The following is an 11,801-nucleotide window of genomic DNA, read 5'->3' on the forward strand; positions in this document are numbered from 1 at the left end:
GGGGCTGCCATGTTACGTACAATCAACTTCATGGGCGTTCGCAACGTAGCGTTCGGCGTCACTGTACTGCTTACCGTGCTGGCCTTGTTCAGCATGTTCCACAAGGGCATGAACTACGGCCTGGACTTCACCGGCGGTACGCTTATCGAGCTGACCTACGAGAAGCCGGCTGATCTGACCAAGGTGCGTAACGAACTGGTTTCGGCCGGCTTCCACGATGCCGTGGTGCAGAGCTTTGGTGCGACGACCGACTTGCTGGTGCGTATGCCCGGCGATGATCCGTTGCTGGGCAACAAGGTAGCGGCTGCGCTGGGTCAGGCAGATACCAGCAATCCGGCGGTGATCAAGCGCGTCGAGTTCGTTGGCCCGCAGGTGGGTGAAGAGCTGCGCGACCAGGGCGGCCTCGGCATGCTGATGGCGCTGGGCGGCATCATGCTTTACCTGGCCTTCCGCTTTCAGTGGAAGTTCGCTGTCGGCGCGATCGTGTCCCTGGTTCACGACGTGATCGTGACCATGGGCGTGCTGTCGTGGTTCCAGATCACCTTCGACCTGACGGTATTGGCGGCGGTGCTGGCGATCATCGGTTACTCGCTCAACGACACCATTGTGGTATTTGACCGGGTGCGCGAGAACTTCCGGGTTCTGCGCAAGGCCAGCCTGATCGACAACATCAACATCTCGACCACGCAAACCTTGCTGCGCACCATGGCGACATCGATCTCCACCTTGCTGGCCATTGCCGCATTGCTGATTTTCGGTGGCGACAACCTGTGGGGCTTCTCGATTGCCCTGTTCGTGGGTGTTCTGGCGGGTACTTATTCGTCGATCTACATCGCCAACGTGGTGCTGATCTGGCTGAATCTCAGTGCAGAGGATCTGATCCCGCCTGCGGCGAGTGAGAAGGAAGTCGATGATCGTCCATAACCAATAGTTATCGACGACTGTCACCTAAAAGGCGCGAGTTATTGAACTCGCGCCTTTTTTTGTGCTCCAACTCCAGGATTGGTGTGGGACTGTTCCCACTTAAGATGGTCTGGAGGTTCACGTGAACAAGTCATTGCTGGTGGGTGCTGTACTGGGTGCTGTCGGTGTTACAGCCGGTGGTGCTTTTGCCACTTACAGCTTGGTGAAAGGCCCTGAGTCTGCGCAGGTGCTGGCCGTTGTGCCGGTCAACCAGCAGATCAAAACGCCGCGTGAGGTGTGCAAGGATGTGACTGTGACGCGTCAGGCGCCGGTCAAGGATCAGCATCAGATTGTCGGCAGCGTGATTGGTGCTGTCGCCGGCGGCTTGCTGGGTAATCAGGTGGGCGGCGGTAACGGCAAAAAGATCGCGACGGTTGCCGGTGCGGTGGGTGGCGGTTATGCCGGTAACAAGGTGCAGGAAGGCATGCAGGAGCGTGATACCTACACCACGACCCAGACGCGTTGCAACACGGTCAATGACATCAGCAGCAAGGTCGTCGGCTATGACGTGCGCTATTCGCTCAATGGCAAGGAAGGCAAGGTGCGTATGGATCACGAACCGGGCAATGAAATTGCCGTGGACAAGGAAGGCAAGCTGATCCTGAATTAAATTCTTGTGGGAGCGGGCCTGCTCGCGATGCAGGCAGCTCGGTCTGTCAGGCAAATCGCGGTGATGCTATCGCGGGCAAGCCCGCTCCCACAGGGTGGGGTAATTGCAAGGCCAAAAAAAAGCACCCCGAAGGGTGCTTTTTTTGTCTGCGGTATTCGCTTAGCGTTTCAGCGAGGTTGGCAGGTGAGGCTGGATTGCAGTCAGGACAGCTTTGAAGCACTTGGTGTTACCGGCAACGATATGACCTTTTTCAAGGAAATCGTGGCTACCGGTAAAGTCGCTGACCAGGCCGCCTGCTTCTTGAATCAGCAGTGCGCCTGCAGCCATGTCCCACTCGGACAGGCCCGACTCCCAGAATGCATCGAAACGACCTGCAGCCACGTAGGCCAGATCCAGGCTGGCAGCGCCTGCGCGACGGATACCGGCAGTCTGGCCAACCAGGCTGCGGAACATGCCCAGGTAGTTGTCCAGGTTGTCCATCTGGTTGTCACGGAACGGGAACCCGGTACCCAGCAGGGCGCCTTCCAGGCTGGTACGACCGCTAACACGCAGGCGGCGACCGTTCAGTTGGGCGCCACGGCCACGGCTGGCGGTGAATTCTTCCTGGCGAACCGGGTCAAGAACCACTGCGTGCTCAAGGCGGCCGCGGTATTTGCAGGCGATGCTGACGGCGAAGTGTGGAACGCCGCGCAGGAAGTTGGTGGTGCCATCCAGTGGGTCAATGATCCACAGGTAGTCTTCACCTTCACCGCTGCCTGGGTGCATGCCGGTTTCTTCACCGAGGATGCCGTGCGTCGGGTAAGCCTTGCGCAGGGCGTCGATGATTTTCTGTTCAGCAGCACGATCGACTTCAGAGACGTAATCCTTGGCGTCTTTTTCGTCAACCTTGATGGTATCCAGGCGCTCGATGGAGCGGAAAATCAATTCACTGGCGCTGCGGGCGGCGCGCAGCGCGATATTCAGCATGGGCTGCATGGACGTTTCACCTAAGGTTGTTAAAGAAAGCCGAATATTCTATCAGAAAACTTTGGTAGATGAAGGTTTGCGTTAGCTTTCGTAGCTTATGACGTTTTGCTTAGGTAAGATTTGCTCCCTTTTGCTGGTCTGTGAGCGCTTCCTTTGCTGCCTAATATTCGTGTCGTTCTGGTCAATACCAGCCATCCCGGGAACATCGGCGGTGCTGCGCGTGCCATGAAAAACATGGGGTTGTCGCGGCTGGTTCTGGTTGAGCCGAGGGTGTTCCCGCACCATGAGGCCGACGCGCGCGCCTCGGGCGCCGGTGACATTCTGGAAAATGCACAGGTTGTCGCGACCCTTGAAGATGCCCTGGTGGGCTGCAATCTGGTGCTGGGTACCAGTGCCCGCGACCGTCGTATCCCCTGGCCGCTGCTGGATCCGCGCGAGTGCGGGCAGAAAGTGGTTGCAGAGGCAGTCCAGGGTGCGGAAATCGCGCTGGTGTTCGGTCGTGAAGACTCCGGTCTGACCAATGACGAGTTGCAGCGTTGTCACTTCCATGTGCATATCCCCTCTGATCCCGAATTCAGCTCCCTGAACCTCGGCGCGGCCGTGCAGGTGCTCAGTTACGAGATCCGCATGGCCTGGCTGGCGGCCCAGGGGCAGCCGAGCAAGGTCGAGAAAGAAGAGGTGGCGTCCACCAAGAGTGGCGAGCTGGCCACCATGGATGAGCTGGAGCGCTTTTATGAGCATCTGGAGCAAACCCTGGTAGCTATCGAATTCATGGATCCGGAAAAGCCGCGCCACCTCATGGCGCGTCTGCGTCGGCTCTACGGTCGCAGTGCTGTCAGTCGTGCCGAGATGAATATTTTGCGTGGCATTCTCACCGAAACCCAAAAAGCAGCCCGTGGCGAGCTGCTCAAGCGCAAGGATTAATGATGTTCGAGCGTCTGCGTGAAGATATCCAAAGTGTGTTTCACCGTGATCCTGCAGCCCGTAATGCTTTTGAAGTGCTGACGTGCTACCCGGGGATGCATGCGATCTGGATTCACCGCTTGTCGGCGCTGTTGTGGCAGGCTGGCTGGAAGTGGCTGGCTCGTCTGGTGTCCAACTTCGGGCGCTGGCTGACCGGGATTGAAATTCACCCGGGGGCCAAGGTCGGGCGTCGTTTCTTTATTGATCACGGGATGGGTATCGTGATTGGTGAAACCGCCGAAATCGGGGATGACGTGACCCTGTATCAGGGTGTGACCCTGGGGGGTACGAGCTGGAACAAGGGCAAGCGCCACCCCACTCTGGAAAATGGTGTCGTGGTGGGGGCGGGCGCCAAGGTGTTGGGGCCGTTCACTGTCGGGGCGGGGGCCAAGGTCGGTTCCAATGCGGTTGTGACCAAGGCTGTGCCGCCGGGCGCGACCGTAGTGGGTATTCCGGGGCGCATCATTATCAAAAATGACGATGAAACCGAGGCCAAGCGCAAGGCAATGGCTGAGAAAATCGGTTTTGACGCATACGGTGTCAGTGAAGATATGCCGGATCCGGTGGCGCGGGCCATTGGCCAGTTGCTGGATCATCTGCAGGCGGTCGATGGCAAGCTGGATGGTATGTGTGGCGCGCTCAAGGATTTGGGCAGCCCTTACTGTGCGAAAGAGCTGCCTGAGCTGCGCGAAGAAGACTTCGCCTGCGTCAAGGGCAAGGACGAAAGCACGGCGGTGTGAGGCTCGTGGTCTGAATTAACTGTGGGAGCGGGCTTGCTCGCGATGGCGCCATCGCGAGCAAACCCGCTGCCACCAGATGTGTGTCATGTGCCATTACGCCGCAGACCCTGCTACAATGCGCGCGCTCTTTTGCGGGTAATCCCGACTAAAGTACTAGGTCTAATAGTTGACTTAAATAGTCGGGAATAGCATACTCGCTTCCATTCCGAATTCCGTGGTACCTGTCCATGAGACTGACTACAAAAGGCCGTTACGCCGTAACTGCAATGCTCGATTTGGCGTTGCACGCACAGCACGGGCCGGTGTCCCTGGCCGATATTTCCGAGCGCCAAGGCATCTCGCTTTCCTACCTTGAGCAACTGTTTGCCAAATTGCGCCGCAGCAGTCTGGTTTCCAGTGTGCGTGGCCCGGGTGGCGGCTATCAGCTGTCACGCGACATGCAGGGCATCCAGGTAGCTCAGGTGATCGATGCCGTGAACGAGTCCGTCGATGCCACGCGTTGCCAGGGCCTTGGCGACTGCCATGCCGGCGACACCTGCCTGACCCACCACCTGTGGTGCGACCTCAGCCTGCAAATACACGATTTTCTCAGCGGTATCAGCTTGGCTGACCTTGTCACTCGCCGTGAGGTACAAGAAGTAGCCCAGCGTCAGGATCAGCGCCGCTGTAATGGCAAGGCGCCGCACCTGGATAAGATCGAAGCGTCCGCCGTCGAGTGATTGCATAAAAACGACGGTGCGCCAGCCAGCCTGATTTAGGAGATAGTCCATGAAGTTGCCAATTTACCTCGATTACTCAGCCACTACCCCGGTTGATCCGCGTGTTGCTCAAAAAATGAGCGACTGCTTGCTGGTTGACGGGAACTTCGGTAACCCGGCTTCGCGCTCTCACGTGTTCGGCTGGAAAGCTGAAGAAGCGGTTGAGAACGGGCGTCGTCAGGTTGCTGACCTGGTTAACGCTGACCCCCGTGAAATTGTCTGGACCTCCGGTGCGACCGAGGCCAACAACCTGGCAATCAAAGGTGCAGCGCACTTCTATGCCACCAAGGGCAAGCACCTGATCACCGACAAGATCGAGCACAAGGCCGTTCTCGACACCATGCGTCAGCTTGAGCGTGAAGGCTTTGAAGTGACCTATATCGAGCCGGGCACCGATGGCCTGGTAACGCCGGCCATGGTTGAAGCCGCGATGCGCGACGACACCATCCTGGTTTCGATCATGCACGTGAACAACGAAATCGGCACCATCAACGATATCGCTGCCATTGGTGAGCTGACTCGCTCGCGCGGCGTGTTGTTCCATGTCGATGCGGCACAGTCCACCGGCAAGGTTGAAATCGACCTGGCCAAGCTGAAGGTCGACATGATGTCGTTCTCGGCGCACAAAACCTACGGCCCTAAAGGCATCGGCGCACTGTACGTAAGCCGCAAGCCTCGGGTGCGTATTGAAGCAGCCATGCACGGCGGCGGTCACGAGCGCGGCATGCGTTCGGGTACCCTGGCCACCCACCAGATCGTGGGCATGGGCGAAGCGTTCCAGATCGCCAAAGAAGAAATGGCTGCAGAGAACATCCGTATCAAGGCGTTGAGCGACCGTTTCTTCAAGCAGGTTGAACACCTTGAAGAACTGTACGTCAACGGCAGCATGGTCCACCGCGTTCCGCACAACCTGAACCTGAGCTTCAACTACGTTGAAGGCGAGTCGCTGATCATGGCGCTCAAGGATCTGGCTGTGTCGTCCGGTTCGGCCTGTACTTCTGCTTCCCTCGAGCCGTCCTACGTATTGCGCGCCCTGGGCCGCAATGACGAGCTGGCTCACAGCTCCATCCGCTTTACCTTCGGCCGTTTCACCACCGAAGAAGAAATCGATTACGCCGCGCAGAAGGTTTGCGAGGCTGTTACCAAGCTGCGCGCCCTGTCGCCGCTGTGGGACATGTACAAAGACGGCATCGACATCTCGAAAATCGAATGGGCGGCGCACTAACAATTTAAGTCGCCGTAAGTAGACGCTGTAAGCGCAGCGAACAGCAGCTTTTACAGCGTCTCAAGAGCGACTCTCTGATGAGTGAGGATTAGTACCATGGCTTACAGCGAAAAGGTCATCGACCACTACGAAAACCCGCGCAACGTCGGCAAGATGAACGCGGAAGACCCGGATGTCGGCACCGGCATGGTCGGCGCCCCTGCGTGCGGCGACGTAATGCGCCTGCAAATCAAGGTCAACGAGCAGGGCATCATTGAAGATGCCAAGTTCAAGACCTATGGTTGCGGTTCGGCAATCGCTTCCAGCTCCCTGGCGACCGAGTGGATGAAAGGCAAGACTCTGGATGAAGCAGAGACCATCAAGAACACTCAGCTGGCTGAAGAACTGGCTTTGCCGCCGGTAAAAATTCACTGCTCGGTACTCGCTGAAGACGCCATCAAGGCTGCTGTTCGCGATTACAAGCAGAAGAAAGGTTTGATCTGATCCGTACTGCTTGCGCCCGCAAGTGGCGCAGGCAAGGTGAAGAAACTGGCAAAAGGTAAGGAGTCACGATGGCTATCAGCATGACAGAAGCGGCTGCGCGACACATTCGCCGCTCCCTTGATGGGCGCGGCAAAGGTGAGGGGATTCGTCTGGGTGTTCGCACCACGGGCTGTTCCGGTCTTGCCTATGTGCTGGAGTTTGTCGATGAAGTAGGTGAAGAAGACCAGGTCTTCGAAACCCATGGCGAAAAAGTGATCATTGATCCGAAAAGCCTGACCTATCTTGACGGCACCGAACTGGATTTCGTCAAGGAAGGCCTCAATGAGGGCTTCAAGTTCAATAACCCTAACGTGCGCGGTGAATGTGGCTGCGGCGAAAGCTTCAATATCTGAGGCTGATCGTGGGTACTCCTTGTCATTTTGCTTTGTTTGAGCTGCAACCGGGTTTCAATCTGGATCTCGATCAGCTGGCTGTGCGCTATCGAGAGCTGGCGCGTGGTGTTCACCCGGATCGGTTTGCCGATGCTTCCGAGCGCGAGCAGCGCCTGGCGCTGGAGCAGTCCGCCAGCCTCAATGAGGCCTACCAGACGCTCAAAAGCCCTGCCAAGCGTGCGCGTTACCTGCTTGCGCTGAAGGGGGGCGAGTTGCCGCTGGAAGTCACGGTGCACGATCCCGAGTTCCTGATGCAGCAGATGCAGTGGCGCGAAGAACTTGAAGATTTGCATGACAGCGCCGATATGGCCGGTATTGCAGCATTCAAGCGTCGACTGAAAGTCGCTCAGGAACACCTGAACGACAGCTTCGCAGCGTGTTGGGATGATGCTGCGCAGCGTGAGCAGGCTGAACGCCTGATGCGCCGCATGCAGTTCCTCGACAAGCTAACTTACGAAGTGCGCCAGCTAGAAGAGCGCCTCGACGATTAACTCCGTGCTTCCCTGATGGCACGCCTGATTACAGATAAGTCCTGATTACGATGGCCCTACTGCAGATCGCCGAACCCGGCCAAAGTCCTCAACCGCACCAGCGACGTCTGGCTGTGGGGATCGACTTGGGCACTACCAATTCGCTGGTCGCTGCTTTACGCAGCGGCCTTTCCGAGCCTCTGGCCGACGCCAATGGCAATGTCATTTTGCCGTCTGCCGTGCGCTATCACGCTGATCGCGTCGAGGTAGGCGAGTCGGCACGTCTGGCAGCCTCCAGCGACCCGTTCAATACCGTGCTGTCGGTCAAACGCTTGATGGGACGTGGTCTGTCCGACGTCAAGCAGTTGGGCGAGCAGTTGCCTTACCGCTTTGTCGGCGGTGAGTCGCACATGCCGTTTATTGACACGGTGCAAGGCCCTAAAAGCCCGGTTGAAGTGTCTGCCGAAATCTTGAAGGTGCTGCGTGAGCGCGCCGAAAAGACCCTGGGTGGTGAATTGGTGGGGGCGGTGATTACGGTCCCGGCCTATTTCGATGACGCTCAGCGCCAGGCCACTAAAGACGCGGCCAAACTGGCTGGTCTGAATGTGCTGCGCCTGCTCAATGAGCCGACAGCGGCCGCCGTGGCCTATGGCCTGGACCAGTCGGCTGAAGGCGTGGTGGCTATCTATGATCTGGGTGGGGGTACGTTCGATATCTCGATCCTGCGCCTGACCGGCGGTGTGTTTGAAGTCTTGGCTACCGGCGGCGACAGCGCGCTGGGTGGCGATGACTTCGATCATGCGATTGCCAGCTGGATGGTCGAGCAGGCCGGATTGTCTGCCGACCTTGATCCAGGCACGCAGCGCACCTTGCTGCAGGCTGCCTGCGCTGCAAAAGAAGCGCTGACCGATGCGTCCTCGGTGACGGTTGCCTTTGGTGGCTGGCAGTCCGAGCTGACCCGTGAAGCCTTCGACGCCATGATCGAGCCAATGGTTGCGCGCAGCCTCAAGGCTTGTCGCCGTGCTGTGCGCGACGCCAATATCGAGATTGAAGACGTCCAGGCCGTCGTCATGGTGGGTGGTTCGACCCGTGTACCTCGTGTGCGTGAAGCGGTGGCTCAGATGTTTGGTCGCGAGCCCCTGACCGATATCGACCCGGATCAAGTGGTTGCCATTGGTGCTGCGATCCAGGCCGATACCCTGGCCGGCAACAAGCGCGATGGCGGCGAACTGCTTCTGCTTGATGTGATTCCGTTGTCCCTTGGTCTGGAGACCATGGGTGGCTTGATGGAAAAGGTTATTCCGCGCAACACCACGATTCCGGTGGCGCGCGCGCAGGACTTCACCACCTATAAAGATGGTCAGACGGCCATGATGATTCATGTGCTGCAGGGTGAGCGCGAGCTGATCAGCGATTGCCGCTCCCTGGCGCGCTTTGAATTGCGTGGCATCCCGCCGATGGTGGCCGGTGCCGCAAAAATTCGCGTGACCTTCCAGGTCGATGCCGACGGTTTGCTCAGTGTGTCGGCCCGCGAGCTGGGTTCAGGTGTTGAAGCCAATATCCAGGTCAAGCCTTCCTACGGCCTGACCGACGGCGAAATCGCCAAAATGCTCAAGGATTCGTTCCAGTACGCCAGCGACGACAAGGTCGCCCGCGTATTGCGCGAGCAGCAGGTGGATGCCCAGCGTCTGATCGAGGCCGTGCAAGCAGCCCTCGAAGTCGATGGCGAGCGTTTGCTGGATGCCGAAGAGCGCATGGTGATCGAGCTGCAGATGCAGGAACTGTCCGAATTGTTGAAAGGCACCGATGGTTACGCCATCGAGCAGCAGACCAAGCGTCTGTCGCAAGTGACCGATGCCTTTGCAGCCCGTCGCATGGACTTGACCGTCAAGGCCGCTTTGTCGGGTCGCAACCTGAATGAAATCGAGGAATAACTGATGCCGCAGATCATTTTTCTGCCACACGCCGAGCACTGCCCGGACGGTATGGTTGTAGAGGCTGAGACCGGCAAGACCATTCTCGAAGTGGCCCACGACAACCACATTGAAATCGAAAGTGCCTGCGGTGGTGTTTGTGCCTGCACCACTTGTCATTGCGTGATTCGCGAGGGTTTCGACTCGTTGAACGAAGCTGACGAGCTGGAAGAGGACTATCTTGATAGAGCATGGGGTCTGGAAGCGACTTCGCGCCTGAGCTGTCAGGCCCGCGTTGGTACTGAAGACATCACCGTCGAGATTCCGAAATACTCGCTCAACCATGCTGCCGAAGCGCCGCACTGATAAGGAATTGGCATGAGCCTTAAATGGGTTGATGTACAGGAAATCGCGATCCAGCTGGCTGAAGCTCACCCGGATGTCGATCCGCTCTCGGTGAATTTCGTCACGCTGCGCAATCTGGTCATGGCGCTGCCGGAGTTCGACGATATCCCTGATCGCGGCGGAGAGAAGGTGTTCGAAGCCATTCAGGGTTTGTGGATCGAAGAAGCCGACTAAGCTTGCAACGCACGTAATTATGCAATACCCAAGAACCCGCGTATAATTCGCGGGTTTAATTTTTCGCTTAAATCACTGTTTCTGGAGTTACACCATGGCTGTTCAACGTACTTTCTCCATCATCAAGCCTGACGCCGTTGCTAAAAACGTTATCGGCAAGATCGTTACCCGTTTCGAAGACGCTGGCCTGAAGGTTGTAGCTTCCAAACTGAAGCAACTGTCCAAAGCTGAAGCTGAAGGCTTCTACGCTGAGCACAGCGAGCGCGGCTTCTTCGGCGACCTGGTTGCTTTCATGATCTCCGGTCCTGTTGTTGTTCAGGTTCTGGAAGGCGAAAACGCTATCGCTCTGAACCGCGAGCTGATGGGCGCTACCAACCCTAAAGAAGCAGCTGCCGGCACTATCCGTGCTGATTTCGCTGAATCCATCGACGCAAACGCTGTTCACGGTTCCGACTCTGAAGCCGCTGCTGCTCGTGAAATCTCGTACTTTTTCGCAGCTACTGAAGTAACCACTCGCTAAGTATTGGCTTGTGAGTGAGGGTGAAGACATGATTGCAACGACTGGCAAAACCAACCTGTTGGGTTTGACTCAACCGGAAATGGAGAAATTCTTCGACTCAATCGGGGAGAAGCGTTTCCGTGCCGGTCAGGTCATGAAGTGGATTCACCACTTTGGCGTCGATGATTTCGACGCCATGACTAACGTCAGCAAGGCCTTGCGCGACAAGCTCAAGGCCATTGCTGAGGTTCGTGGACCCGAAGTCGTCAGCGAGGACATCTCCAGCGATGGCACCCGTAAGTGGGTGGTGCGCGTAGAGTCCGGCAGCTGCGTCGAGACCGTTTATATTCCCTCGGGCAAACGTGGCACCCTGTGCGTTTCGTCCCAGGCTGGCTGTGCCCTGGACTGCAGTTTCTGCTCCACCGGCAAGCAAGGCTTCAACAGCAACCTCACCGCCGCCGAAGTGATCGGCCAGGTGTGGATTGCCAACAAATCCTTTGGCAGCGTTCCGGCAACCATCGACCGCGCCATCACCAACGTGGTGATGATGGGCATGGGCGAGCCGCTGCTGAACTTCGACAATGTCATTTCTGCCATGCACCTGATGATGGATGACCTGGGCTACGGCATCTCCAAGCGTCGTGTCACCCTGTCTACCTCCGGCGTGGTGCCGATGATCGATGAGCTGGCCAAGCACATTGACGTTTCGCTGGCATTGTCGCTGCACGCACCTAACGACGAACTGCGTAGTCAATTGGTGCCGATCAACAAGAAGTACCCGCTGGCCATGCTGCTTGATTCCTGCCGTCGCTATATGGCGACCCTGGGCGAAAAGCGCGTGCTGACCGTTGAGTACACCTTGCTCAAGGATGTGAACGACCATGTCGATCACGCCCGCGAAATGATCGAGCTGCTTAAAGACACACCGTGCAAGATCAACCTGATCCCGTTCAATCCGTTCCCGCATTCTGGCTATGAGCGCCCGAGCAACAATGCCATTCGCCGTTTCCAGGAGCTGTTGCAGCAGGCTGGCTACAACGTGACCGTGCGCACCACCCGTGGTGAAGACATCGATGCGGCGTGCGGGCAGCTGGTAGGTCAGGTCAATGACCGTACCCGCCGCAGTTCGCGCCTGATCGCGGCGCGTGAGCTGAGTGCTGACGCCGATACAGCGCAAAACGCTGCCTCTGCGCCCTGAGAG

15 protein-coding genes are annotated in these 11,801 nt (G+C 57.7%); 14 read left to right on the top strand and 1 reads right to left on the bottom strand.

Annotated elements, in window-relative coordinates:
* Positions 1-9: 9 nt before the first annotated feature.
* Together secF and FHL07_RS03990 are read left to right on the top strand one after the other, a co-directional pair.
* Entirely contained in the window at positions 10-924 is a 915-nt protein-coding gene (secF, locus tag FHL07_RS03985) for a protein translocase subunit SecF (protein WP_095001473.1), read from the top strand.
* A gap of 121 nt (positions 925-1,045) precedes the next feature.
* Positions 1,046-1,573 carry a glycine zipper 2TM domain-containing protein gene (locus tag FHL07_RS03990; RefSeq protein ID WP_095001472.1) on the top strand — a complete coding sequence of 176 codons (528 nt, stop codon included), beginning with the start codon at positions 1,046-1,048 and terminating at the stop codon, positions 1,571-1,573.
* A gap of 159 nt (positions 1,574-1,732) precedes the next feature.
* Here FHL07_RS03990 and suhB read toward each other — a convergent pair whose 3' ends face one another.
* Positions 1,733-2,548, bottom strand: a complete 816-nt coding sequence (gene suhB, locus FHL07_RS03995) for a type III secretion system regulator SuhB (protein ID WP_016779599.1) — start codon at positions 2,546-2,548, stop codon at positions 1,733-1,735.
* Between the two features lie 144 nt (positions 2,549-2,692).
* On the opposite strand from suhB, the gene trmJ reads away from it, so the two are divergent.
* The 12 genes from trmJ (at position 2,693) to rlmN (ending at position 11,798) form a co-directional block, all read left to right on the top strand.
* On the top strand, positions 2,693-3,463 hold the full coding sequence (trmJ, locus tag FHL07_RS04000) for a tRNA (cytosine(32)/uridine(32)-2'-O)-methyltransferase TrmJ (protein WP_095025426.1): 771 nt from the start codon (positions 2,693-2,695) through the stop codon (positions 3,461-3,463).
* A 2-nt stretch (positions 3,464-3,465) separates the two neighbouring features.
* Complete coding sequence (gene cysE / locus FHL07_RS04005) at positions 3,466-4,242, top strand: serine O-acetyltransferase (RefSeq protein WP_095001471.1); 777 nt, start codon at positions 3,466-3,468, stop codon at positions 4,240-4,242.
* 227 nt (positions 4,243-4,469) lie between these two features.
* Entirely contained in the window at positions 4,470-4,961 is a 492-nt protein-coding gene (iscR, locus tag FHL07_RS04010) for a Fe-S cluster assembly transcriptional regulator IscR (RefSeq protein ID WP_003443378.1), read from the top strand.
* Between the two features lie 49 nt (positions 4,962-5,010).
* Positions 5,011-6,225, top strand: a complete 1,215-nt coding sequence (locus FHL07_RS04015; RefSeq protein ID WP_019823684.1) for an IscS subfamily cysteine desulfurase — start codon at positions 5,011-5,013, stop codon at positions 6,223-6,225.
* 96 nt (positions 6,226-6,321) lie between these two features.
* Positions 6,322-6,708: a Fe-S cluster assembly scaffold IscU gene (gene iscU / locus FHL07_RS04020; protein WP_007929523.1), complete on the top strand. Its 387-nt coding sequence runs from the start codon at positions 6,322-6,324 to the stop codon at positions 6,706-6,708.
* A 68-nt stretch (positions 6,709-6,776) separates the two neighbouring features.
* Positions 6,777-7,100 carry an iron-sulfur cluster assembly protein IscA gene (gene iscA, locus FHL07_RS04025; protein WP_016779604.1) on the top strand — a complete coding sequence of 108 codons (324 nt, stop codon included), beginning with the start codon at positions 6,777-6,779 and terminating at the stop codon, positions 7,098-7,100.
* An 8-nt stretch (positions 7,101-7,108) separates the two neighbouring features.
* Positions 7,109-7,630, top strand: a complete 522-nt coding sequence (hscB, locus tag FHL07_RS04030) for a co-chaperone HscB (RefSeq protein WP_095001470.1) — start codon at positions 7,109-7,111, stop codon at positions 7,628-7,630.
* Between the two features lie 50 nt (positions 7,631-7,680).
* A complete protein-coding gene (hscA, locus tag FHL07_RS04035) occupies positions 7,681-9,543 on the top strand; it encodes a Fe-S protein assembly chaperone HscA (RefSeq protein ID WP_095018332.1) in 1,863 nt (620 codons plus the stop codon).
* A gap of 3 nt (positions 9,544-9,546) precedes the next feature.
* A complete protein-coding gene (gene fdx, locus FHL07_RS04040; protein WP_003443365.1) occupies positions 9,547-9,888 on the top strand; it encodes an ISC system 2Fe-2S type ferredoxin in 342 nt (113 codons plus the stop codon).
* Positions 9,889-9,900: 12 nt separating this feature from the next.
* Complete coding sequence (iscX, locus tag FHL07_RS04045; protein ID WP_138738132.1) at positions 9,901-10,101, top strand: Fe-S cluster assembly protein IscX; 201 nt, start codon at positions 9,901-9,903, stop codon at positions 10,099-10,101.
* 94 nt (positions 10,102-10,195) lie between these two features.
* Complete coding sequence (gene ndk / locus FHL07_RS04050; protein ID WP_016779608.1) at positions 10,196-10,621, top strand: nucleoside-diphosphate kinase; 426 nt, start codon at positions 10,196-10,198, stop codon at positions 10,619-10,621.
* Between the two features lie 28 nt (positions 10,622-10,649).
* Positions 10,650-11,798, top strand: coding sequence for a 23S rRNA (adenine(2503)-C(2))-methyltransferase RlmN (gene rlmN, locus FHL07_RS04055; RefSeq protein ID WP_095001468.1), 1,149 nt, complete (start codon positions 10,650-10,652; stop codon positions 11,796-11,798).
* Positions 11,799-11,801 lie beyond the last annotated feature (3 nt).

This window comes from Pseudomonas sp. FSL W7-0098, from assembly GCF_005930585.1.
In the GTDB taxonomy this organism is placed as follows: domain Bacteria; phylum Pseudomonadota; class Gammaproteobacteria; order Pseudomonadales; family Pseudomonadaceae; genus Aquipseudomonas; species Aquipseudomonas bubulae.